Below are 22,702 nucleotides of genomic sequence, written 5' to 3'. Positions count from 1 at the left end.
ACCGAGGGAGAACCGAGACGATGACCGTTCACGACCATTCCACCCGTTCGCCCGCCGAGCCCCCGCGGGCCTGGCCGCCGGTTGCCAACTCCCCCGATGATCACACGGCGTTCGCCGGGCCCACAGCGACCTATCCCACGACGCCGGCCACCGACGCGGAAGGCACCTGGACGCCGCCCGAGAACAACGGCAACGGCGGCGGCCGGAAGAACGCCAAGCTGGCGGTCGCGGGCGCGCTGGTCGCGGTCGCTGTGGCCAGCGCCGGCATCACGGCCGGGGTGATGGCCGCGACCGGCGGCGACAGCTCGTCGTCGGCCCAGGGCGGCCCCGGCGGCGGCCAGTTCCCCGGCCGCGGCGCAATGTCCGGCGGGGGCGGTGCCGGCCCTTCAGCCGCCCTGCACGGCGAATACGTCGTCTCCGACGGCAACGGCGGCTACACCACGCAGCTCACCCAGACCGGCACGGTCTCGGCCGTCAGCAGCAGCTCGATCACCGTCAAGAGCACCGACGGCTACAGCCAGACGTACGTGATCAGCAGCTCGACGACCGTCGACAACGGCGCCGACCAGATCTCCTCGGTCGCCACCGGCCACACCGTCCAGGTCATCGCGACCAGCGCCGACGCCAAGGCCACCGCCACGTCGATCACCGACACCGACCTGGCCGCGACCGGCACCCAGCAGGGCGGCGCCGGCCAAGCCCCGGGCGGTGCCCCCGGCGTCGGCCAGATGCCAGGCCAGGCGCCTAACTGAAGAACTCCTGGATCTGGGCCAGGGTCAGATGTTCGGGGTCGTCGCCGGCGGTCTCGGGCATGGTCCTGGTGGTCACCGGGACGTCGGGGACGTCGGAGGGCAGGCTGGGCACCGGTGGGGTCGGCGGTAGCGCGGGCATGGTCAGGGCCTGCCGGATCACCTCGAACATGGCCCGGATCTCTCCCGCGGCGGTCCGGGTGGCCATCTCGGAGCCATCCTCGACGGCCGGGGCGCGGGCCGGCAGGGCGCAGGTGAAGTTGGCCTGCAGGCGGTCGTCCAGGCGCCGGATGTCGGCGCTGGGCCGCGGGTGGTCGAGCGGGCCCTCGGCGACGATGCCCAGCTCGCAGGCGGACAGGCCGGACTGCCGCCACCAGGAGCGCCAGCGCGGGTCGGCGTCGAGCGTCAGCGCCACGTGCCGCAGGGCGACCACGTACTCGCGTGGCGCCGGGCCACCGGTCGTGGTGGCGCCCAGGTGGGGATGCAGCCAAGAGTCTCGAGCCGTGCAGAGTGTCTGCTCACCCATACCTGCATGGTGACATTCCGGGCGCGCCGGGACCCGTTGGACGACCGGGCACGTACGGGCGAATTGCGAATTTGTGACCTCCGGGTTAGGGGGCTGTGGGCCCGCTCACTCCATCGGTTATTTCCATAAGGTGGTGATATAAACGGGGAGTGCTGACCGTGGATCACCCCCGCTACAAGTGGGTTGCGCTCTCGAACACCACCCTCGGAACCCTGCTGGCCACGATCAACTCGTCGATCGTGCTGATCTCGCTGCCGGCCATCTTCAAGGGCATCGACATCAACCCGCTGGAGCCGAACAACGTCAGCTACCTGCTGTGGATGCTGATCGGCTACATGCTGGTCACCGCGGTCCTGGTGGTCACGCTGGGCCGGCTCGGCGACATGTACGGCCGGGTCCGGATCTACAACGCCGGCTTCGCCATCTTCACGGTCACCTCGATCATCCTGTCCCTCGACCCGTTCGACGGCGGGGGCGGCGCGCTCTGGCTGATCGGCTGGCGCGTGGTGCAGGCGATCGGCGGCGCCATGCTGATGGCCAACTCGGCCGCCATCATCACCGACGCCTTCCCGGCCCGGCAGCGCGGCATGGCCCTCGGCGTCAACATCGTCTCGGCCCTGGCCGGCTCCTTCATCGGCCTGGTGGCCGGTGGTGTGCTGGCCGAGTGGGACTGGCGCTCGGTGTTCTGGGTCAACATCCCGCTGGGCCTGCTCGGCACGGTCTGGGCCTACCGCTCGCTGCACGACACCGGCGTGCGGCGCAAGGCGAAGATCGACTGGTGGGGCAACGCCACCTTCGCGGTCGGCCTCACGGCCGTTCTGGCCGCGATCACGTACGGGATCCAGCCGTACGGCGGACACACGATGGGCTGGACCAACCCCTGGGTGCTGACCGGCCTGATCGGCGGCGCGCTCGTGCTGGTGGTCTTCGGCCTGATCGAGACCCGGGTGGCCGAGCCGATGTTCCCGCTCGGCCTGTTCAAGAACCTGTCGTTCCTCAGCGGCAACCTGGCCAACCTGCTGGCCAGCATCGCCCGCGGCGGCCTGCAGTTCATGCTGATCATCTGGTTGCAGGGCATCTGGCTGCCCCAGCACGGGTACGACTACGAGTCGACCCCGCTCTGGGCCGGCATCTACCTCGTGCCGCTGACGATCGGCTTCCTCGCCGCGGGGCCGCTCGCCGGCACCCTGTCCGACAAGTTCGGGCCCCGGCCCTTCGCGACCGGCGGCCTGCTGGTGATGGCGGTGTCCTTCGGCGGCCTGTTGCTGTTGCCGAGCGACTTCAACTACTGGGTCTTCGCCGTGCTCATCTTCGTGAACGGGCTCGGCGGTGGTCTCTTCGCGGCGCCGAACACCTCACTGGTCATGTCGAGCGTCCCGGCCAACATGCGCGGCGCCGCCTCCGGCATGCGGGCGACCTTCCAGAACGCGGGGCAGGTGCTCTCCATCGGCGTCTTCTTCTCGCTGATGGTGGCCGGCCTGGCGTCGTCGCTGCCGAGCACGCTGAGCAGCGGCCTCACCGCTCAAGGGGTCTCGGCCGACACGGCGGCCCAGGTGGCGGCGACCCCACCGGTGGGCACGCTGTTCGCGGCGTTCCTCGGCTACAACCCGATCGGCGAGCTGCTGGGTCAGCCGACGCTGAGCTCGCTGCCTCAGGAGAACGCCGACCGGCTGACCGGCCTGGACTTCTTCCCGCAGCTCATCTCCGGCCCGTTCCACGACGGCCTGGTCATCGTCTTCTGGCTGGCCATCGCCATGTCGGTGGTCGGCGCCCTGGCCTCGTTGCTCCGCAGCAAGCCCGTCGCGCCGGTGACGGAATCGTTCGTCGCCCACGAGGCCGAGGTGCAGGCGGAGTTCGCCGACGCCCAGCCCCTCGCCCCGGCCACCGCCGTCGCGGAGCCGCTCACTCCCACGGCCGACCTCACTGAGCCGGTGGACGCTCCCGGCCCCACGCCCACCAACCGCGCCGGATAGGCCGGCCTGGCCGGGGTCGCTGGTTCGGCGGCCCCGGCGCTTCTGCTCAGGCGAGGGCGGCGTCGAGGAGGGTCTCGGCCATGGCTCGGGCGACCTTCGGGGCCATGGCCGGGCGGTCCATCCGGGCGCCGACCGAGGCGCCGTCGTAGAGGACGACCATCTGGGCGGCGAAGGCGGCCGGGTCCTTGGCGCCGGCCTCGCGGGCCAGCTCGACGAAGAGCCCCCGGGTCCAGGCGCGCGAGGAGTCGGAGACCTCCTGGACCGGCCCGCCGGGGACGCCCTCGGCACTGGCGTTGTAGAAGGGGCATCCGCGGAAGTCGGGTGACCCGGCCAGCTCGTCGAGCACGTCGAAGACGCCGAGCACCCGCTCCCGCGGATCCTCGAACCGCTCCAGGCCCTTGAGCAGCCGGCCCCGCCTAAGGCCGTGCCGCCCCTCCAGGTAGGCCCGGACGAGCTCGTCCTTGCTCCCGAAGGTGCTGTAGAGCGAGGCCTTGGCGACGCCGGCCCGCTCGATGATGCGGTCGATGCCGACCGTATGGATGCCTTCGGCGTAGAAGAGCTCGTCGGCAGCCGTGAGAAGTCGCTCCCGCGCCGAAGGCTTACGGGCGGTGGAGGGTGACGCAGCGGACATGCGGTTGACGATACCAGACAGATCTGTCTAGTCTCTAGCGGTCAGACAGACCTGTCTGTTCACAGTCTGGTAAGGGATCCGCGCATGACCGCCGTAGCCGAAGCCCCGCCCGCCACCACGCGCCGTCGCCACTTCTCGCGACCGCTGGCCTTCGCGGCGATCGCCGCGATCTTCCTGACCTTCACCTCCGCCTCCGCCGCGCCCTCACCCCTCTACGTGGTCTACCAGCACCTCTGGAATTTCTCGGCGACCACGCTCACGGTCGTCTTCGCGATCTACGTGGTCGGCCTGGTCGGCGCCCTGCTCACCCTGGGCGCCCTCTCCGACCACCTGGGCCGCCGACCGGTGCTGGCCGCCGCCATCGCCCTCGAGGTCGTCTCCCTCATCCTGTTCCTGACCGCCGGTGACGTCGGCGTGCTCGCCGCGGCCCGCTTCCTGCAGGGCATCGCCACCGGCGCCGCCATGACCACGCTCGGCGCGGCCCTGGTCGACCTCAACCCGCCGCACGCCCCCGGCCGGGCCGGCCTGGTCAACGGCATCGTCCCCAGCGCGGGTCTCGCGCTCGGCGCGCTCGGCGCCGGCGCCCTGGTGCAGTACGCGCCCGCGCCCACCCACTTCGTCTGGGCCCTGCTGCTCGGCGCGATGGTGATCGCCGGCCTGGTCGTGCTGCGCATCCCCGAGACCTCGGCCCGCCGCCCCGGCGCCGCTGCCTCGATGACCCCCAAGCTGGGCATCCCGGCCCGCATGCGCGCCGACGTGCTCGCCCTGGTCCCGATCATCGTGGCCAGCTGGGCCATCGGCGGCCTCTACCTGTCGCTCGGCCCGTCCGTGGCGGCCGGCGTCTTCCACCTCGGCAGCCACCTGATCGGCGGCCTGGTGGTCACCCTGCTCTGCGGCACCGGCGCCGTGACCTCGTACTTCATGCGCCGCCAGCCCACCCCGCGGGTCCTGGCGATCGCCGCCACCCTGCTGACCGTGGGCGCGGTCGTCGCCGTCGCCGGCGTCGAGGCCGACCAGGTCGTCGTGGCCGCCGTCGGCACCGTGATCTCGGGCATCGGCTTCGGCGCCTCGGCCCTGGCCTCGTTCGGCACCCTGGCCGTCCTGGCCGACCCGCACGAGCGCGGCAAGCTGCTCTCGGTCGCCCTGGTCATCGCCTACATCGCCTTCAGCGTCCCGGCCGTGATCGCCGGCTTCGCCGCCACCTCGGCCGGCCTGCAGACCACCGCCGTCGCCTACGGCATCGTGGTCGCCGTCCTGGGCGCCCTGGCCCTGCTCGCCCAGCGCCTCCGCACCCGTCGCGTGGCCGTCGTCTGAGCGCTTCTTTCGTGGTTCCCCGGCGTGGGCGGTCCCTTTGGGGCCGTCCACGCCGCAGCATATGGGGCGAACCGGACACGAGAGGCAGGCATGAGAAAACTTCTGGCGGCGGCCGGCACCATCGCCCTGGCGGCGACCGGGCTGATGGCGAGTGGGGCGCGGGCGGCTGAACGTGACCTGCCGGGCGGCTACGAGCGGGCGGCTCAGTCGATCAAGTGGACGGCCTGTACCGATGCCACGCTGTCGGCGCGGAAGGCCGAGTGCGGCTTCCTCACCGTGCCGATGGACTACAAGCGGCCGCAGGGCCGGACCGTTCAGATCGCCGTCTCGCGGGTCAAGCACACGGTGCCGGAGAGCAGGTACCAGGGCGTCGTGCTGGTCAACCCGGGCGGGCCGGGCGGCAAGGGCCGGGGGCTGTCGATTCTGGGCTCCCTCGTGCCGAAGAAGGCCGGCGAAGCGTACGACTGGATCGGTTTTGACCCTCGGGGTGTGGGTGAAAGCAAGCCGGCGCTGAGCTGCGACAGCGACTACGCGGGCTACAACCGGCCGCCGTACGTGCCGACCGGCGCCGAGATCGAGAAGCGGTGGCTGCAGCGGGCCGAGGGTTACGCCAAGGACTGCGCCAAGGCCGGCGGCCGGCTGCTCGACCACCTCAAGACGCTCGACACCGTCCAGGACATGGACCGGCTGCGGGAGGCGCTGGGCGCCCGCCAGATCAACTACTACGGCTTCTCGTACGGGACGTATCTGGGCCAGGTCTACGCGACCCGCTACCCGGAGCGGGTGCGCCGGATGGTGCTGGACGGCAACGTGAACCCGGCCCGGGTCTGGTACGACTCGAACCTCGACCAGGATCTGGCCTTCGACAAGAACATCAAGACCTACTTCGCCTGGCTGGCCAAGAACGACAAGGTCTACCGGCTGGGCCGGACAACGCGTGAGGTGCAGCGGACCTTCGACGCCGAGCAGCGCAAGCTGACCGCGAAGCCGGCCGGTGGGGTGATCGGGCCGTCCGAGCTGACCGACGTCTTCCTGCAGGCGGGTTACTACGTCTTCGGCTGGGCCGAGATCGCCCGCTCGTTCAGCCTGTGGGTGCACAAGCGCGACGCCTCGGGTCTGCGGAAGCTCTACGACGACAACAACCCGCAGACCAAGGGCGGGGACAACGGGTACGCCATCTACCTGGCCACCCAGTGCACCGACGTCGCGTGGCCGAAGAGCTGGACCAAGTGGACCGCCGACAACTGGGAGGTGCACCGCAAGGCGCCGTTCGAGACGTGGGGCAACGCCTGGTACAACGCGCCCTGCCGGTCGTGGCCGGCCCGGGCCGGGATCCCGGTCACGGTCTCCGGCGCTCAGGTGCCACCGATCCTGCTGATCAGCGAGACCTTCGACGCGGCGACGCCGTTCAGCGGCAGCCTCGAGGTGCGCAAGCGGTTCCCCCGGTCGGTGCTGGTCGAGGGCGTCGGCGGCACCACGCATTCCGGTTCGCTGTTCGGCAACAAGTGCGTCGACGACACGGTCGCCGACTATCTGGCCACGGGCGAGCTGCCCGACCGGGTACGGGGTGAGCGGTCGGACAAGCGCTGCAAGCCGATCCAGCCGCCGACACCGGGTGCGGACGCACCCTCGGCCAAGCGCGCGCCCGCGTACGCCCCGAGGCTGGAACTGACCCGCGAGCGATGAGATGCGCCACGGCCCCCGCGGGAAAGCGGGGGCCGTGGCCTATGCTCGTAATCGCGAAGGGGAGTAGCTCCCAATGTCGCGGTCGACATACTGATCTTGTCATCAAGATCCGGCCGCGCGGCCTCGAAAAGAGGCGAGCGAGACCTTCGACCATGGCTGTTCGACACGGCCGGGTCGAGGTCGCCCTGAGCCGCCTCCGCCCGGTCCGACATACCGGGAGCACTTTCTGTGGATGGTTTCCTCGCCGCGACGGCGCTCAGCTTCGCGGTCATCTTCGTGGCCGAGCTGGGTGACAAATCCCAGCTCATGGCGCTGACCTTCGCCACCCGCTTCAAGCCGGCGCCGGTGCTGATCGGCATCACGGTGGCCACGGCCGTGGTGCACGCCGTGTCGGTCGGCATCGGTTACGGTCTCGGCGCGACGCTGCCCACCGGCTGGATCTCGCTGGTCGCCGGCATCGCGTTCCTCGCCTTCGGCGCCTGGACCCTGCGCGGGGACAAGCTGACCGAGGAGGAGAAGAGCAAGGCCGAGCGCACCACCAAGTCGGCCATCATCGCCGTCGGGGGCGCGTTCTTCCTGGCCGAGCTGGGCGACAAGACGATGCTGGCCACCATCACCCTGGCCACCCAGCACGGCTGGTTCGGCACCTGGCTGGGCTCGACGATCGGCATGGTGGCGGCCGACGCGCTGGCCATCCTGGTCGGCCGGATGCTCGGCCGGCATCTGCCCGAGAAGACCATCAAGTGGGGCGCGGCCGCACTCTTCGCTATCTTCGGCATCTGGTTGATCGTGGAAGCGATCATCGAGCTGCGATAGGGGACTCGCCATGCTCCAGTACCGGGCGGAAGTGACCGCCGCCGTGACCTTGACGACCGGCGGCGGCCTGCGGGCCGAGGGGCTGCGGGTGGACGTGCCGCATCCCGACGTGACCTCGGCCGAGATCGAGGCGCTCCTGGTCTCCTCGCTCGGGCTGCGGGACGTGGAGCGGGTCGAGCTCACCGGGGTACGCGTCTTCGGCGAGTCGGCGCCGGTGGCCGGCGAGCCCGGCCCGGGACGGATGCGGTTCGTCGAGCTCGGCCACGTCATCGAGGCCGGCATGACGACCTACCCGGGCCTGCCCGGCCCGGTCGTGTCCCCGCACCTGACCTGGGCCGGCTCGCGCTCCCAGTACGCCGAGGGCACCGAGTTCAGCATGGAGCGGATCGAGATGCTCGGCCAGACCGGCACGTATCTCGACACGCCCCGGCACCGCTACGAGGGCGGGACCGATCTGGCCGGGATGCCGCTGGAGCGCCTGGCCGACCTGCCGGTGGTGGTGGTCCGTACGGCCGGCAGTGGTCGCCGGGCGGTGACCAGCGACGACCTGGAGCCGCTGACCGTGGCCGGGCACGCCGTGCTGCTGCACACCGGCGGCGACCGGGGCTGGGGCACCCCGGATTACGGAACCGACGCGCCCTACCTGACCGGCGAGGCGGCCGCGCTGCTGGTCGAGCGGGGGGCGACGCTGGTCGGCATCGACTCGGTCAACCTGGACGACAACACCGAGGCGGCGGCCGGGGAGCGGCCGGCCCACACCGTGCTGCTGGCCGCGAACATCCCGATCGTCGAGCACCTGACCGGCCTGGAGAACCTCCCGCCGCACGGCGCCCGCTTCACCGCCGCCCCGCCCCGGATCATCGGGATGGGCACGTTCCCGGTCCGGGCCTACGCCCAGGTGCCCTTCTACGAGGCGCACGACCACCGGCGTTCCGCGGGCTGGCAGCCTTCATGATCGACACCGCCGGCTCGATAGCCCGCGCCGCCGCGCAGTTCCAGCGGGGCGACGCGGCGGGCGCGGCCGAGCTGCTGGCCCCCGTGCTCGCGGCCGAACCGGACAACGTGCGTGCGCTCGTGCTGATGACGCACGCCCAGCTGGCCCTCAAGAAGCCCGAGCTGGCCCACGAGGTGGCCCACCGGGCCGTGCGGACCGCGCCGGAGTCGGCCGAGGCGCTCAGCGCGCTGAGCCGGGCCCTGACCGGGCTCGAGCGGCACGGCGAGGCGGTCGCGGTGGCCCAGGCGGCGGCCGGGATCGAGCCGCACAACGCGTACCGGCACAACCGGGTGGCGTGGGCACTGCTGGGCGCCGGCCACCGGGCCGTCGAGGCCGAGCACGCGGCCCGCCGGGCGGTCGAGCTGGACCCGCACGAGGCCGACTTCCGGATCACCTACGCGATGGTGATGAAGCAGCTCAACCGCACCGACCGGGCCCGGCAGGCGCTGCGCGACGCGCTCGCGCTGGAGCCGCAGAACGCGGTCGCCCAGCACGAGCTGGCCACCCTCGACGTGGTGCACCGCAACCCGTTCGCGCTGGGCCGGCTGGCCCGCGGGGCGAGCGGCCTGGCCGGGGCGCTGCGGGCCGACCCGGGTCAGCAGGCGAGCAAGTTCATGCTCGACGTGGCCCTGCAGCGGTTCCTGGTCTACACGGCGATCGTGCTGGCCCTGCTCGCGTACATCGGGTGGCGGGTGCTGGACTTCTCGGTGCCGGGGGCCCGGCTGCTCGCGGCGGCGGCCGCGCTGGCTCCGATCGGGGTCGCGGCGTACTTCGTCCTTCGGCTGGATCGCCCCTTGCGGGCGTACCTCCTGACGGTCTTGACCTTCGGCCGGCAGCGCGTGGCGGCCGTGCTGGCCGCGGTGAGCATCGGGCTGCTGCTGATCGCGACCGCCGCGCCCCGCCCGTGGATGGGGTGGCTGCTCGGGCTGGCCGCGGCCGGTGGGTTCGCGGCCCGGCTGCTGACCGTGTCGGCCTCGAACGCGCACGTGCGGGCGGCCGGCATCCCGGTGCCGCGCGGGCTCAGCTCGCCGACCTTGTGGATCATCACGGTGGGCTGCGCCGTGATCGGCACGATGTGCCTGGCCGGGGGTGACGACCTGCTGCTGCTCGCCATCGGGCTCGGACTGTACGCCGGCGCGGCGGTGGCCCTGACGACAATCGTCCGGCGGAAGCGAAAAGTCTCATCGGCGAGCTGAATCTGCCGAATATCACCATGTGACCCCCGACCTCCAGCGTGCTTTCGGCGGGCCCACCGAGGTAGGGGTGGCGCGCGCCGCCACCCTCTTCGAGCAGCTCGACCTCGAGCAGGCCGTGAGCGTCCTGAAACCGGTGCTGACCGCCGACCCGGCCGCCATCGAGGGCTGGATCCTGATGGCCCGGCTGCGGCTGGCCCTGGACGACGCCGCGGAGGCGCTCGACGCGGCCGACCACGGGATCAGCCTCAACCCCGGCGAGCCGCGGTCGCTGGCCCTGGCCAGCCGCGCCCTGACCATGCTGGGCCGGCACGAGGAAGCGGTCACCATGGCCTACCGGGCGGTCATCGCCGACCCGCGCAACCCGCTCTGGCACGACCGGGTCGCCTGGGCCCTGCTCTCGGCCGACCGGCACGTGGCCGACGCCGAGCAGGCCGCCCGCACGGCGATCGGGTTCGACCCGAACGAGGCGCACTACTACTACACGCACGGCGTGGCCCTGGAGACCATGGGCCACGTCGACCAGGCCCGGCAGGCACTGCTGACCTCGCTGCGCCTGGAGCCGGAGAACCCGGTCGCCCAGCACCGGCTGGCCGTGCTCAACGGCGAGGCCGAGCGCGAGACCACGGTGAAGAAGAAGGGCTGGCGGCTGTTCAGCCGCCGTTAGCGGGTGTAGGCGATCAGGTCGAACCCCCGGACCGACGCGGGCTCGGTGGCCTGGACCTTCAGGGTGTTGTCCGGCCCGAACAGCGACAGCTTGGTGACGTCGTCGTCATCGCGCGTGCGGACCAGCAGGTTGCCGTCGGCGTCGAAGACCGCGCCGACCACCGAGCCCGGGACCGGCAGCCGCACCAGGTCGCCGGTGGCGGTGTCGACCACGGCGTCGGCCGTGTCGGTGCCGACCGCGTCCTCGCCGGTGGTCTGCAGCGGCACGGTGACCCGCTCGCCGGTGGCGTCCACGCTGGTCGCCTTGCAGGCGGCCAGCCCGTCCGGGTTGTCGGCCACCTGCGTGTCACCGAGCACCGGCACCGCCGTGCCCGACTGGTCCTCGCTGCCGGCCACGCCCAGGCCGCAGCCCGAGGTGGCGTAGACGAGCTTGTTGCCGTCGCCCGACCAGCGGAAGTGCTGCCCCGCGGTGAGACCCTCGGGCAGCGGGGTGATCTCACGCGAGGCCAGGTCGAGCACGCCCGGCCCGGCCAGCGTGACCAGCAGCCGGTCGCCGGTCGGCGACCACGCCGGCGCCTGGTCGGAGGCGGTCACGCCGGTGGCGACGGGCTGGGCCGGCCGGCCGGGGGCGGCCGGGCCGACCATCAGGGCGCCGTCGGCCACGTACGCGAGGTGGTCGCCGTCGGGCGAGATGCCGACGGCCGAGGTCGTGCCGGTCAGCACCGTCCGGGTCCGGCCGTCGGCCGGGGACAGCTTCACCACCGTGCCGCCGGCCCGGTAGAAGGCGTGCCCCGGAAGGTCGGTGATGATCCGGGAGAGGGGCGTGGCCGTCGTGGCGCTGGGCTGCGGCCGGTTGCCGCGATGCGGCGGGCGGGTCTTCCCGGTGGTCCGGCTCGGGGCCGCCATCGACGGCAGTGGATGCTGCTGAACGCTCGCGGCCCAGGACGGCTCGGCCGTGGCGGACGGCGAGGGCGCCGCCGCGGGGGACGAAGCGCCGGAGCCGTGCGGCAGGCGCCAGAGGCCGCTGCCCAGCGCGGCCAGCACGACGACAGCGGCGGCGGTGCCGACGGCAGCCTCGCGGCGTGCTATCCGGCGGGAGCGGCGCACCGCCCCGTCGTACAGGTCGGCCGGCTCGACCTGATCGGCGAGATCGCGCAGGGAGTCGCGCAGCGCGTCGCTCATCGGCCACCCGCCTCCCGCAACATCCGCGCCTCGGGCAGCACCGTCCGGAGCCGGTCGAGGGCGCGCGCCGTCTGGGTCTTCACCGTGCTGACCGAGACGCCGAGCAGCTGGGCCGCCTCGACCTCGGTGCGATCCTCGAAGAAACGCAACACGATCACGGCCCGCTGTTTGGCGCTCAGCGTGAGCAGCGCCCGGCGCAGCAGCAGCCGCTCCACCGCGGCCTCGGCCGGGTCGTCGGCGCCGCGCCGCTCGTCCGGCGCGAACTCGGCCGGCAGCACCTCGGCGACCTTCGGCCGCCGCCAGAAGGAGACCTGCGCGTGATACATGACCTTCCGGCAGTACGCCTCGGCGTGCTCCGGCCGCTCCAGGCGCCCCCAGGCGCGGTGGGTCCGGGCGAGCGCTTCCTGCACCAGATCCTCGGCCAGATGCTGATCCCCGGTCAGAAGGTAGGCCGAGCGCAGCAACGCGGGCGAGCGGGTGCGGACGAAGTGCGCATAGTCCGCCTCACGGGCGTCCATCCGGGAGAGTCCGTTCGCCGGAGACGAGGGAGACGTGAGCGTACCGAGGCGGATCAACACCGTGGCCCCGGTCGTCACGTCTTCCCCTCTTCCCCTTCACCGCTCGGTGCCTCCCCGTGTGGGCACCGTTCGGCGCTTAGAAGGACGCGATCGCGCGGTGATCCGGATGACGGCTGTTCGGGCCAAATCGCGATCAGCCGAACGGGCATCGAGGTGTCACGCCACTCACACGCCTGATCAGGCGTGTTTTCGGTAGCGTCGAGGGGGCATGGTCTGCTCGCGGGCGCGCCGCGCCCATGACGGAAGGACCCGCATGGCACGCCCTCGCATCGTGATCGTCGGGGCCGGGTTCGCCGGCTTCACGGCCGCCCGGACGCTGAGCAAACTCGCCCGCGGCGGCGCCGAGATCATCGTGATCAATCCGACCGACTACTTCCTCTACCTGCCGCTGCTGCCCGAGGTCGCGGCCGGCATCCTCGAGCCGCGCCGGGTGACCGTCTCGCTGGCCGCCGCCCTGCCCGACGTCAAGGTCGTGCTGGGCGAGGTCGAGGGCTTCGACTTCGACGGCCGCAAGGTCACCTACCGCGACCCCGACGGCGGCGCCGGCACCATCGGCTACCACCGGCTGGTCATCGCGGCCGGCAGCGTCAACAAGCTGCTGCCGGTGCCCGGCGTGAACGAGTACGCGCACGGCTTCCGCGGCATCTCCGAAGCCCTCTACCTGCGCGACCACATCATCCGGCAGATCGAGATGGCGGCCAACGCGTCCGACCCGGCCGAGCGGGACGCGCGCTGCACGTTCGTCGTGGTCGGGGCCGGCTACACCGGCACCGAGGTGGCGGCGCAGGGCGTGCTCTACACCGACGCGCTGGTCAAGGGCCGGCCCGAGCTGCAGGGCCGGGTGCGCTGGCTGCTGCTCGACACGGCCGACCGGGTGCTGCCCTCATTGGACGGCCGACTGGCCGACGCCTCCGACGCCGTGTTGCGCTCGCGGGGGGTCGAGCTTCTCCTGCGTACGAGCGTGAAGCAGGCCACAGAGGACGGCGTGCACCTCTCCACCGGCGAGTACGTGCCGACCAAGTCGCTGATCTGGTGTGTCGGCGTGCGCCCGGACCCGCTGGTGGCCGACATCGGGCTGCCGATCAAACAGGGCCGGCTGGTGGTCGACGAGTTCCTCACCGTCCCCGGCCATCCGGACGTCTACGCGATCGGCGACGCCGCCGCCGTGCCCGACCTGACCCGCCCCGGCGAGATCACCGGCATGACCGCCCAGCACGCGACGCGGCAGGGCACCGCCGCCGCCAAGAACATCGCCGCCTCGTACGGCACGGGCCGCCGCCGCCCGTACCGCCACCACGACCTGGGTTTCGTCGTCGACCTGGGCGGCCTCGACGCCGCGGCCAACCCGATCGGCCTCCCCTTGTCCGGCCTCCCGGCCAAGGTCGTCACCCGCGGGTACCACCTGATCTCGATGCCCGGCAACCGCATCCGCGTCGCCGCCGACTGGCTCCTCGACGCGGCCCTGCCTCGTCAAGGCGTCCAGCTCGGACTGGTCCGCGGCGCGGCAGTCCCGCTCGACAGCTCGGCCGCCTGACAGCGGTCACGGCGTCTGTCCAGAAACCTACGAGCCCCGTGCCCGACTTGCAGGCACGGGGCCACGCCGCCAATGGCAACCGCAGGTCGCCTGTAGGTTGGCGATCGTGAGCCGGCGACCGGTACGCACCGACGGACCCGTGCCGGTCTACGTCCAGATCGCCGACTACATCGAAGACGACATCAAGACCGGCCGGCTCCAGCCACACGACCGCATCCCCACCGAGAGCGACATGCACGCCGAGTGGGGCGTGGCCAGAACGACAGCCCGCCGAGCAGTCAACCTGCTCCGCGTTCGAGGCCTGGTCCACACCGTCCCGCAGCGAGGCACCTTCGTTAACCCGAAGTAGCCACTCGCTCGGACCAGATACAGCTCAGTTGGTGAAGGTGTAGTAGCGGTAGGCGCCGTAGGTCGTGTAGTTGACGTTGTCGCCGGAGGTGCCGGTCAGGTAGGCGGCCCGGACCCGGTAGCGCAGGCCGACCGAATGCGCGCCGGTCAGCGTGTAGGACGCCTTTCCGGCGCTGGTCAGGGGTACGTCGACCGTGCGCGAGGCCGTCCACTTGCCCTTCCACAGCACCTCGAACTGCAGGCGCTGTTTGCGGCCCGGGTACGGGGTCATCGTTGTGGTGAAGACCGGGTGCACCGTCTTGCGGTAGAACGACGTCGACACCCCGCCCAGCGGCGCGGTCTTGTACTGCCGTGAGTTGGCGAGCGAGACGGCGACCCGGGTGTAGAGCATCTGGACCGGGCTCGACACCGCCGCCGTCCGGGTGTCGCCGGCGAACTTGGCCACCACGCCGGTGGTGCGGGTCAGCTTGACCGAGGCGGTGAGGTTGCCGCTGGCGTCGACCTTGGCGCTGCGCAGCACCCGCGCCGGGTCGGGGCCGGCCGGGTCGGCCCAGATCGCGACCGTACGGTTGCTGAAGGTCGTGCCCAGCCGGGCGGTGACGGTGGCCGTCCCGCCGTAGTTGACGACCGTGCCGCCCTTGAGGGTGAGCACCGGCATGAGCTTGCCGACCGTGACCGAGATCTTGGCGGTGGCCGGCGCGGCGAGCTCGTTGCCGGCGTACCGCACCGTGTAGGTCACCGTGCCGCCGGCCGCGGGGTAGTCGGAGAACTCGAACGAGTAGTAGTTCGGGTCGTACGGAGTCACCTGCGGCAGCGCCTTGCCGGCCGGCGACTCGGCGTCGGTGCGGGTCACCGACAGGCCCGGCAGGGCCACGCCCAGCGGACCCGAGACGGCGAGCCGACCGGAGATCTGGACCACGCCGTTGCGGGCGATCGAGGTCGAGGCCGCCTTCAGGGTGATCGCCGTGGTGACCGGCTCGAAGAACGTGTGCAGGTAGTACGAGCTGGAGAAGTGGGTGACGGCGAACAGCCGCGTTCCCCCGGGCTGCCAGGCGAGCCGGTCCACGGTGTATTGGTGCATGGGAATCGAACCGTTGAGAGCGTCCGCCGCCGCCGTGACGAAGGTGATCTGGTTGCCGTGGCCGACGGCGACCCGGCCGTTACCGGGGCTGATCGCGACGGCCCGGCCGTCGCAGAGTTCGCCGGTGATCGTGGTGCGCTGGGCGGGATTCGACGTCGGCGCCACGAAGGTCGAGCAGGCGCCGCCGACTCCGATCATCTTGGCGCCGTCCCGGGTGAGGGCGGCTTCGGCGACGGGCCCGGGAGCAGCGGTCGTGGACGCGGTCATCACCGGCGTGTCGCCGGAGACGTCGTAGACCCAGGCGTTGCCGCCGGTGGTGGTGTCACTGGACGCGTCGAGGACGACCAGCCGGCCCGGAGCGGTGAGCAGACGCGGCGCCCCGTGGGTCTTGCCACCGGGAGTCGTGAAGAGATTCGACTGGATGGCGCCGGTGCCCAGGTCGAGTGAACCGAAGACGCCGAGCGGGGTAACGGCGGGATCCTTGTCCCACCCGAAGAAGAGCGTGGTGCCGACCCGGGCCAGCGTCCGGGGGTAGGCGGTGGCGCCGACCGGGTAGCGGGTCGTCTCGGAGAGGGTGGTGGCGTCCAGGGCCAGGATCGCGTGCTCGCCGGGCACCGCGGCGTAGACGGTCCGGCCGTCGGCCGAGAGCTCGAGGTCGCCGATGCCCTCGAGGCCGGCCCGGGTCTTCACGACCTCGGAGCCGTAGTTCGTGGCGACCAGGCGACCGGTCTTCGCGTCGCTGACCAGGACGCGCTGGTGGCCCGGATCGACCAGCACGTCACTCACACCCTCGATCGGGAGGGACCCGACGGGTTCGGCCGAAGCGGTGCCGAGCGAGGTGCCGACCGCGACCAGAGCGGTCGCCCCCACAACGGCAGAAATAAGGACAGCACGCAGTTTTGGCATGAAATTCGGACTCCCCGTGAGCGCAGCCGGCACATCGTAAGCGATAGATCATCGCGAGGGGAGTCCTAATAGGTGAGCGCGACCAGATCCCGCAGTTGGGCTAAAGCATCCCGTTTGGCCGGCGTGTCCGGTAGCTCCTGCTGGGCCGCGGCGACCAGGCCCGAGCGCAGCAGGGCGTAGATCTCCCGTTGGCCCTCCTCGGGGAGGTCGGGGATCCAGAGACTGCCGAGATTCTCCGTGACCACCATACGGAGCCAGTCAGCCGTCTTCGGGTCGCCGATCCTCGGAATGAGGAATTCCAGCGTCCATTCGAACAGGCCGCCCGTCGACTGCCAGTCCATGCCCGGCCGGACCATGATGAGAGCCGCCATTGCCGCCGCCCCAGGATGAAGACACGCGGAGCCAATCGGCGCTCCGCGACGAATCGTTCCACTCGGGCCACCTGTTCCGGGGTGAAGCGTGAGACGTCCACCGGAACGAGGTCGGCCTTTTTCAGGTGCAGCACGATCTGCAGGGAGAATCGCGCCCATTGCTGGTCGAACCGATGGGCCGCGAACGGTCCCACCGCGTCGTAGGAGAGGCCGTTCTGGTCGAACCAGTCGGCCCGGCAGCCGGGCTCGGCCCGGGTCAGCCGCACGCCGAGCTCGGTCTCGATGCGCAGGGCGGTCTCCGATTCGTTGGGGCGGTACCGGCCGGTGGCCGGGTCCATTCCCAGCGCACGGATCCGTCGCAGCTCTCGCAGCGGACCCGGCGCGCTCATCAGCGGTTCACCCGCTCCGGCCGGTGCGCACCCGGTTCCCGCGGGCTGTGATCCTCGGGACCCGGCTCGGAGTGCTCCGTGGCCTGGGCTTCGGGGCGTTCCGGGGCGGGCCGGGGGCGGGGCAACGCGGGCGGCGTCACCACCACCGGCACGCCGCCCTGACCGATGCCCGCGTAGACGACCGGATGGATCCGTCGCAGGATCAGGGCGTGCAGGACGCCGAGGACGGCGACGCCCGCGATCCCGGCCGGCACGATCCACCGCACCGGGGACGAGCCGGGGACCGCGAGCAGCGTTCCCACGTCACGCAGCGCCAGGTAGCCGAGCACACCGAGGGCCACGATCGACAGGACGGGTGCGGCGAAGCGGGTCCACAGGCCCTCCCCGTTCGGCACCTGGTTGAGATGCAGCAGCGCGGCCAGCGACGTGGCCAGCAGCAGAACGAGCACCCCCAGACCGCCCACGACGATCAGCCGGCGGCCCAGGGCCACGACGTCGGAGACCCCGAGTACGAACGCCGTCAGCAGCGCCACACCCGCGACGAGCGACTGCACGAGGGACGCGTTGCGGGGGGCCCAGGTGCGCGGCGAGGTGCGGCCCAGCCCGGCCGGCAGTACGCGTTCACGGCCGAGCGCGAACAGGTAGCGCGCGATGGTGTGGTGCAGCGCCAGCATGGCCGCGAGGAGCCCGGTGAGCAGCATGAGCCGCCCAAGCGTGACCGCCCACGGCGCGAGCCGCGCGGCGGCGAGGTCGAACAGCAGCCCGTCGCCCCGCTCCCGGGCCAGGGCCGCGATCCGGCTCGGCCCGGCGGCGGTGGCCAGCGACCAGGACCCGCCGGCCAGCAGCAGCGACACCGCGATCACGACACCGTAGGCGGCCCGCCCGGCATCGCGACGGGGCAGGATCGCCTCCTCGGCGTAGGCCCCGGACGTCTCGAATCCGATGAAGCCCAGAATGCCGGCCGACAGCAGCAGGCCCAGCGCCGACATGTCCACGTCGGGCGGGAGGATGGTCGCCGGCGCGATCGCCCCGTCCGACGGGTCGATCGCGTTGGCGGCGGCGAACCCGGTCACCACCGCGATCTCCACGAGCACCAGCAGCGCGACGATGCCGCTGCCGATCTCGACGCGGATGGTGCCGGCGAGCGCCACGATCAGCCAGCAGGCGGCCGCGACCATCCACCACTCGGCCGTCACATCGAACCAGGCGCGCAGCAACGGCGCCGCCGCCGCGCCGGTCAGGCCGTACAGACCGAGCTGGATGACCTGGTAGGACACCGGCGCGAGCCAGGCTGCGGCGACCCCGCCCGGCCGGCCCAGGCCCTTCGCGACGTAGGTGTACATCGCACCGGCGAACGGCGCGCGGTGGGCCATGGCCGCGTAACCGGCCGAGAAGAGGATCAGGACGATCCCGGCGGCGAGGAAGCTCAGCGGGACGAGCGGCCCACCGCCGGCGGCGTAGGCGGTGGGCACGACGTGGACGAGGACGACGATCGGCGCGGTCGCGGCGAGCGCGAAGAAGGCTACGGCGGCCGCGCCGACGCGGCCGGGGGCGAGGGTGTGCTGCGAGTCCTCGGGCGTACCCACGGACCTATTTGATCCTGAAGCCCGCCGATTGACAACTGGCCGTAGCGGTTCACTCACCAACCGTGGAAGAGGTTGGCACGAACCGCTTCTGACCTAGGGTTCTATGAGAATCTTGCGGCCCACACCCGCCCGAAACTGGTCCAAAGCGGCGGCGTACGAGCCGAGCGGGAACCGGTGACTCACGAAGATCGACGGGTCGAGGACGCCCGCGGCGAGCATCTCCCCGGCCCGGTCGAAGCTGTGCAGCACGGCCATCGACCCGGTGATGGTGATCTCCCGGCGATAGATCTCGTACGGCTCGATCGCCACCCGCGCGTCATAGTTCGCCACGCCGAACTGGAGGAAGGTGCCGCCGCGGCCGACCCGGCCCAGGCCGTCGCGGATGGCCGCCTCCACCCCGGTGCAGTCGATCACCACATCGAAACCCCGCGGCGCGTCGATCTCGTCGGCCGAGGTGACGGCGGCCGAGCAGCCGAGCAGCCGGGCCGTCTCCAACCGGGCCGGGTTCAGGTCCACCACGGAAACCGACTCGGCTCCCGCCCGCAGCGCGAGGGAAAGCATCATCAGCCCCATGGTTCCCGAGCCGTAGATGAGGTAGGAGCTGGCCATCGTCCGTGGCAGCACGTCGAAACCGCGGACCGCGCACGAGAGGGGCTCGATCAGGGCGGCGTCGCGCGCGGCCAGGTGCGGGGGAAGCTTGAAAAGGTTGGCCATCGGGGCGGCCACGTACTCGGCGGCGCCGCCGCTGACCGTCACCCCGATCGCAGCCCAGTTCTCGCACTGGTTGCCCCGTGCCCGTTTGCAGTAGTAGCAGTATCCGCAGTACAGCGACGGGTCGACGGCCACCTGATCACCGACGGCGTAGCCGGTGACCGCGGCGCCGACCGCGACGATCTCACCGGCGAACTCGTGACCGGGGACGATCGGGAAGGCGGGGGCGAACTCTCCGTCCATGATGTGCAGGTCGGTGCCGCAGATGCCGACCGCGGCCGGCTTCACCACCACCTCGGTGGGTCCCGGGGTCGGATCCGGGACCTCTTCCACCGAGATCGTCCCGGGCGTGAGGACGACGGCTGCTTTCACTTGACGGCTCCCATCGACAGGCCACGGACCAACTTGTTCTGCGCCACCCAGCCGGCGATCAGCACCGGCAGCGAGACCAGCGTCGCCGCAGCGCAGAGCCGGGCCAGGAACAGCCCCTCGGAGGAGATGAACCCGACCAGGAAGATCGGCGCGGTGCCGGCGTTGGTCGCGGTCAGGTTCACCGCCAGGAAGAACTCGTTCCAGGCGAAGATGAAGCAGATCAGCGCCGTCGCCGCCAGGCCGGGCGAGACGATCGGCAGAATGATCTTGCGGATGGAGGTGAGCAGCCCGGCGCCGTCCACCTCGCCGGCCTCGAGCACCTCGCGCGGCACCTCCAGCAGGAAGGACCGCATCATCCAGACCGCGAGCGGCAGGTTCATCGAGGTGTAGAGGACGACCATGGTCCAGATGTTGTCCAACATGCCGAGGTGCTTGACCAGCAAGTAGAGCGGCAGCAGCGCGGCCACGGCGGGCATCATCTTGGTGCTGATGAAGAAGAACAGCGTATCCGTCCACTTTGCCACCGGGCGCAGCGACAGGGCATAGGCGGCCGGGGTGGCGAGCGCGATCACGAACAGCGTCGAGAAGAGGCTCGCCATCAGCGAGTTGAGCAGGAACGGCGTGATGTTGCGGTCGAAGACCTGCTCGTACTGGGCCAGGGTGGGGGTGAAGACCCAGCTCGGCGGATTGCTGGCGGCGTCCTGCTCCTGCTTGAAGCTGGTCAGCACCATCCAGATGACCGGGAAGACGAAGACGATCCCGGCGATCCAGGCGACCACGCCCCATAGCCGTTTCATCGACTCTCCTCCATCTTGAAGAGGCTGGAGATGACCCGCAGGGCGAAGGTGGCGACGATGATCGTCAGGATCACCACGATGACGCCGGCCGCCGACGCCTCGCCGTACTCGAACTTGCGGAAGGTCGTCAGATAGATCTCGTACGGCAGGTTGGTCGTGGCCGTTCCGGGACCACCCTGGGTGATGCTGAAGATCGCGTCGAAGGTGTTGACCAGGTAGATCGAGCCCAGCAGCGCGCCCAGCTCCAGGTACTGCCGCAGGTGGGGCAGGGTCATCCGGCGGAAGATCTGCCACGCGTTGGCCCCGTCGACCCGGGCCGCCTCGATCACCTCGGTCGACTGCGACTGCAGGCCGGCCAGCAGGATCAGCATCATGAACGGCGTCCACTGCCAGACCAGCGTGGCGATGACCGCGCCCTTGGGGTACGACGAGATCCAGTCGGTCGAGCCGCCGAAGATGCCGTTGATCAGGCCGTAGGCCGGGTTGAAGATCGCGTGCTTCCAGAGCAGGGCGGCGGCGATCGGCATCACCAGGAACGGCGTGATCAGCAATGTCCGTACGACCGACCGTCCCAGGAACTTGCGATCCAGGAGCAGGGCCAGCAGCAGGCCCAGGATCATCGAGAAGATCACCGCCCCCGCGGTGAGCAGCACCGTGTTGACCAGCGCCGACCGCAGCCGGGTGTCGGTCAGCACGGTGGCGTAGTTGTCCAGCCCGACGAACGGCTTGTCCCCCGGCCGCAACGCATTCCAGCTCAGCGTGGAGAGGTAGAGCGTATAGAGGAACGGGATCTGGGTGATCACGATCGCGAAGATCAGCGCGGGCAGCAGCGGGGCCCGGCGCACCCAGCGGTCCTTGGCTCCGCCCTTGGTGGGCCGGACGGGCGGCTGGGTCCGCGCGTCCGGCCGGGCAACCATGGTGGTCACTACTTGTACTTCTTCGCCACGTCTTCGGCCTGCTTCTGACCGTCGGCCAGGGCCTTGTCGACCGTGCTGCTGCCGGCGATGGCCGCGCTCACCTCCTGCGACACCTTCGTGCCGAGGTCGGCGAACTCGGGGATGCCGACGAACTGCACGCCCAGCGCGGGCCGCGGCTGCACACCCGGGTTGGTCGGGTCGGCGTGCTCGATCGAGCCCAGCGTGATGTCGGCGAACGCCTTCGCGGACTCCTTGTACTCCGGGATCGAGTAGGTCGAGGTGCGCTTGCCGGACGGGACGCGGGACCAGCCGAGCTGCTTGCCGACCAGCTGCTCGTAGTCCTTGCTGGTCGCCCACGAGATGAACTTCCAGGCGGCGTCGGCCTTCTTGGTGGTCTTGGGCATGGCCCAGGCCCACGTCCAGAGCCAGCCCGAGTACTCGGTCTTGTTGACCGGGGCGTAGACGTAGCCGACCTTGCCCGCGACCTTGCTGGCGTTCTTGTCCTCCAGCGTGCCCGCGGCCGAGGTGGCGTCGTACCACATCGCCGCCTTGCCCTGGCCGAACGTGTTGAGGCACTCGGTGAAGCCGGACTGCGGAGCGCCGGACTGGCCGTGCTTCTTCAGCAGGTCGACGTAGAACTGGGTGGCCTGGGTGAACTCGGGCGAATTGACCTTCGCCGTCCAGTCCTTGTCGAACCAGGTGCCGCCGTACGTGTTGACGACCGTGGTCAGCGGCGCGAACAGCTCACCCCAGCCGGGCAGGCCGCGCAGGCAGATGCCGGCCACGCCCTTGCCCTTGTCGTCGAGCTTGGCCGCGAAGTCGGCGACCTGGGCCCACGTCGGGTGCTCGGGCATGGTCAGGCCCTTGGCCTGGAAGAGCTCCTTGTTGTACATCAGGAACGACGACTCGCCGTAGAATGGGGCGGCGTACATCTTGCCGTCCTCGCCGGTCAGCGACTCCACCATCGGCTTGAGGAGATCGGCCGAGTCGTACGCGGAGTCGGCCTGGGCCTGCGTCGACAGCTCGTGCAGCCAGCCGTTCTTGGCCCAGATCGGCACCTCGTAGGCGCCGACGGTGGCCACGTCGTACTGCCCGCCCTGGTTGGCGACGTCCTGGGTGACTTTGTCGCGCAGCTCGTTCTCCGGGAGGATCGTGAACTTCACGGTGATCCCGGTCTGCTTGGTGAAGTTGTCGGCGGTCAGCTTCTGGATGTCCTCCATCTGCGGGTTGCCGACCATGAGGGCGGTGATGGTGTTGTCGGCGGAATCGCCGCCGCTGCCACCGGTCGAGCCGGCGCCCGAACAGCCGGCGGTGGCCAGCAGCAGGCACGCTGCGGCCAGGGCGAGTTTTTTGGGCATGGTGGAACCTCCGTTTTATTGCGA

General features: G+C 71.0%; 21 protein-coding genes and 1 pseudogene. 10 read left to right on the top strand and 12 right to left on the bottom strand.

Going from position 1 to position 22,702, the window contains the following annotated elements; all coding sequences use genetic code 11:
* The first annotated feature begins 20 nt into the window (after positions 1-20).
* Positions 21-752, top strand: coding sequence for a hypothetical protein (locus tag AB0J66_RS31295; RefSeq protein ID WP_364668217.1), 732 nt, complete (start codon positions 21-23; stop codon positions 750-752).
* Here the strand turns inward: AB0J66_RS31295 and AB0J66_RS31290 are convergent.
* Positions 745-1,275: a hypothetical protein gene (locus AB0J66_RS31290; protein WP_364668214.1), complete on the bottom strand. Its 531-nt coding sequence runs from the start codon at positions 1,273-1,275 to the stop codon at positions 745-747. The two genes, AB0J66_RS31295 and AB0J66_RS31290, sit on opposite strands and share 8 nt — an antisense overlap.
* A gap of 149 nt (positions 1,276-1,424) precedes the next feature.
* Between AB0J66_RS31290 and AB0J66_RS31285 the strand changes: the two genes are divergently transcribed.
* Entirely contained in the window at positions 1,425-3,248 is a 1,824-nt protein-coding gene (locus AB0J66_RS31285) for an MFS transporter (RefSeq protein ID WP_364668211.1), read from the top strand.
* A gap of 46 nt (positions 3,249-3,294) precedes the next feature.
* Here the strand turns inward: AB0J66_RS31285 and AB0J66_RS31280 are convergent, their stop codons facing one another.
* A complete protein-coding gene (locus AB0J66_RS31280) occupies positions 3,295-3,879 on the bottom strand; it encodes a TetR/AcrR family transcriptional regulator (RefSeq protein WP_364668209.1) in 585 nt (194 codons plus the stop codon).
* Between the two features lie 84 nt (positions 3,880-3,963).
* On the opposite strand from AB0J66_RS31280, the gene AB0J66_RS31275 reads away from it, so the two are divergent.
* The 6 genes from AB0J66_RS31275 (at position 3,964) to AB0J66_RS31250 (ending at position 10,549) form a co-directional block, all read left to right on the top strand.
* On the top strand, positions 3,964-5,193 hold the full coding sequence (locus tag AB0J66_RS31275; RefSeq protein ID WP_364668206.1) for an MFS transporter: 1,230 nt from the start codon (positions 3,964-3,966) through the stop codon (positions 5,191-5,193).
* A gap of 90 nt (positions 5,194-5,283) precedes the next feature.
* Complete coding sequence (locus AB0J66_RS31270) at positions 5,284-6,879, top strand: alpha/beta hydrolase (protein ID WP_364668203.1); 1,596 nt, start codon at positions 5,284-5,286, stop codon at positions 6,877-6,879.
* Positions 6,880-7,107: 228 nt separating this feature from the next.
* Entirely contained in the window at positions 7,108-7,695 is a 588-nt protein-coding gene (locus AB0J66_RS31265) for a TMEM165/GDT1 family protein (RefSeq protein WP_364668200.1), read from the top strand.
* 10 nt (positions 7,696-7,705) lie between these two features.
* Positions 7,706-8,650, top strand: a complete 945-nt coding sequence (locus AB0J66_RS31260; protein WP_364668197.1) for a cyclase family protein — start codon at positions 7,706-7,708, stop codon at positions 8,648-8,650.
* On the top strand, positions 8,647-9,885 hold the full coding sequence (locus AB0J66_RS31255; RefSeq protein WP_364668194.1) for a tetratricopeptide repeat protein: 1,239 nt from the start codon (positions 8,647-8,649) through the stop codon (positions 9,883-9,885). Before AB0J66_RS31260 ends, AB0J66_RS31255 begins: the two co-directional genes overlap by 4 nt.
* A gap of 19 nt (positions 9,886-9,904) precedes the next feature.
* Positions 9,905-10,549 (top strand): tetratricopeptide repeat protein, encoded by a 645-nt coding sequence (locus tag AB0J66_RS31250; protein ID WP_364668192.1) that lies wholly within the window; start codon positions 9,905-9,907, stop codon positions 10,547-10,549.
* Here AB0J66_RS31250 and AB0J66_RS31245 read toward each other — a convergent pair.
* The gene (locus AB0J66_RS31245) at positions 10,546-11,730 is read right to left on the bottom strand and encodes a hypothetical protein (RefSeq protein ID WP_364668189.1); all 1,185 of its coding nucleotides are present in this window, start codon (positions 11,728-11,730) and stop codon (positions 10,546-10,548) included. The two genes, AB0J66_RS31250 and AB0J66_RS31245, sit on opposite strands and share 4 nt — an antisense overlap.
* Complete coding sequence (locus tag AB0J66_RS31240; protein WP_364668186.1) at positions 11,727-12,248, bottom strand: SigE family RNA polymerase sigma factor; 522 nt, start codon at positions 12,246-12,248, stop codon at positions 11,727-11,729. The genes AB0J66_RS31245 and AB0J66_RS31240 overlap by 4 nt, the downstream gene beginning before the upstream one ends.
* Before the next feature lie 313 nt (positions 12,249-12,561).
* Between AB0J66_RS31240 and AB0J66_RS31235 the strand changes: the two genes are divergently transcribed.
* Both AB0J66_RS31235 and AB0J66_RS31230 read left to right on the top strand, forming a co-directional pair.
* Positions 12,562-13,842: an NAD(P)/FAD-dependent oxidoreductase gene (locus AB0J66_RS31235; RefSeq protein ID WP_364668183.1), complete on the top strand. Its 1,281-nt coding sequence runs from the start codon at positions 12,562-12,564 to the stop codon at positions 13,840-13,842.
* 106 nt (positions 13,843-13,948) lie between these two features.
* A complete protein-coding gene (locus AB0J66_RS31230) occupies positions 13,949-14,191 on the top strand; it encodes a winged helix-turn-helix domain-containing protein (protein WP_364668181.1) in 243 nt (80 codons plus the stop codon).
* A 24-nt stretch (positions 14,192-14,215) separates the two neighbouring features.
* Here the strand turns inward: AB0J66_RS31230 and AB0J66_RS31225 are convergent, their stop codons facing one another.
* The 8 genes and pseudogenes from AB0J66_RS31225 to AB0J66_RS31190 all read right to left on the bottom strand — a co-directional run bounded on the left by AB0J66_RS31225 (position 14,216) and on the right by AB0J66_RS31190 (position 22,678).
* Entirely contained in the window at positions 14,216-16,141 is a 1,926-nt protein-coding gene (locus AB0J66_RS31225) for a hypothetical protein (protein ID WP_364668178.1), read from the bottom strand.
* Positions 16,142-16,242: 101 nt separating this feature from the next.
* Positions 16,243-16,548, bottom strand: a complete 306-nt coding sequence (locus tag AB0J66_RS31220; protein WP_364668175.1) for a hypothetical protein — start codon at positions 16,546-16,548, stop codon at positions 16,243-16,245.
* Positions 16,549-16,604: 56 nt separating this feature from the next.
* Positions 16,605-16,886, bottom strand: a pseudogene (locus AB0J66_RS31215) (WXG100 family type VII secretion target); the annotation flags it as partial.
* 50 nt (positions 16,887-16,936) lie between these two features.
* On the bottom strand, positions 16,937-18,523 hold the full coding sequence (locus AB0J66_RS31210) for an APC family permease (protein ID WP_364668172.1): 1,587 nt from the start codon (positions 18,521-18,523) through the stop codon (positions 16,937-16,939).
* A gap of 93 nt (positions 18,524-18,616) precedes the next feature.
* Positions 18,617-19,606 (bottom strand): zinc-dependent alcohol dehydrogenase family protein, encoded by a 990-nt coding sequence (locus tag AB0J66_RS31205; protein ID WP_364668169.1) that lies wholly within the window; start codon positions 19,604-19,606, stop codon positions 18,617-18,619.
* On the bottom strand, positions 19,603-20,403 hold the full coding sequence (locus tag AB0J66_RS31200) for a carbohydrate ABC transporter permease (protein ID WP_364668166.1): 801 nt from the start codon (positions 20,401-20,403) through the stop codon (positions 19,603-19,605). The genes AB0J66_RS31205 and AB0J66_RS31200 overlap by 4 nt, the downstream gene beginning before the upstream one ends.
* A complete protein-coding gene (locus tag AB0J66_RS31195; RefSeq protein WP_364668273.1) occupies positions 20,400-21,320 on the bottom strand; it encodes a sugar ABC transporter permease in 921 nt (306 codons plus the stop codon). The genes AB0J66_RS31200 and AB0J66_RS31195 overlap by 4 nt, the downstream gene beginning before the upstream one ends.
* A gap of 8 nt (positions 21,321-21,328) precedes the next feature.
* Positions 21,329-22,678 carry a sugar ABC transporter substrate-binding protein gene (locus AB0J66_RS31190; RefSeq protein ID WP_364668163.1) on the bottom strand — a complete coding sequence of 450 codons (1,350 nt, stop codon included), beginning with the start codon at positions 22,676-22,678 and terminating at the stop codon, positions 21,329-21,331.
* Between the last annotated feature and the right edge of the window lie 24 nt (positions 22,679-22,702).

The sequence above is a fragment of the Actinoplanes sp. NPDC049598 genome (assembly GCF_040675435.1).
GTDB lineage: Bacteria > Actinomycetota > Actinomycetes > Mycobacteriales > Micromonosporaceae > Actinoplanes.
This window is presented reverse-complemented; position numbering and strand designations above follow the sequence as displayed.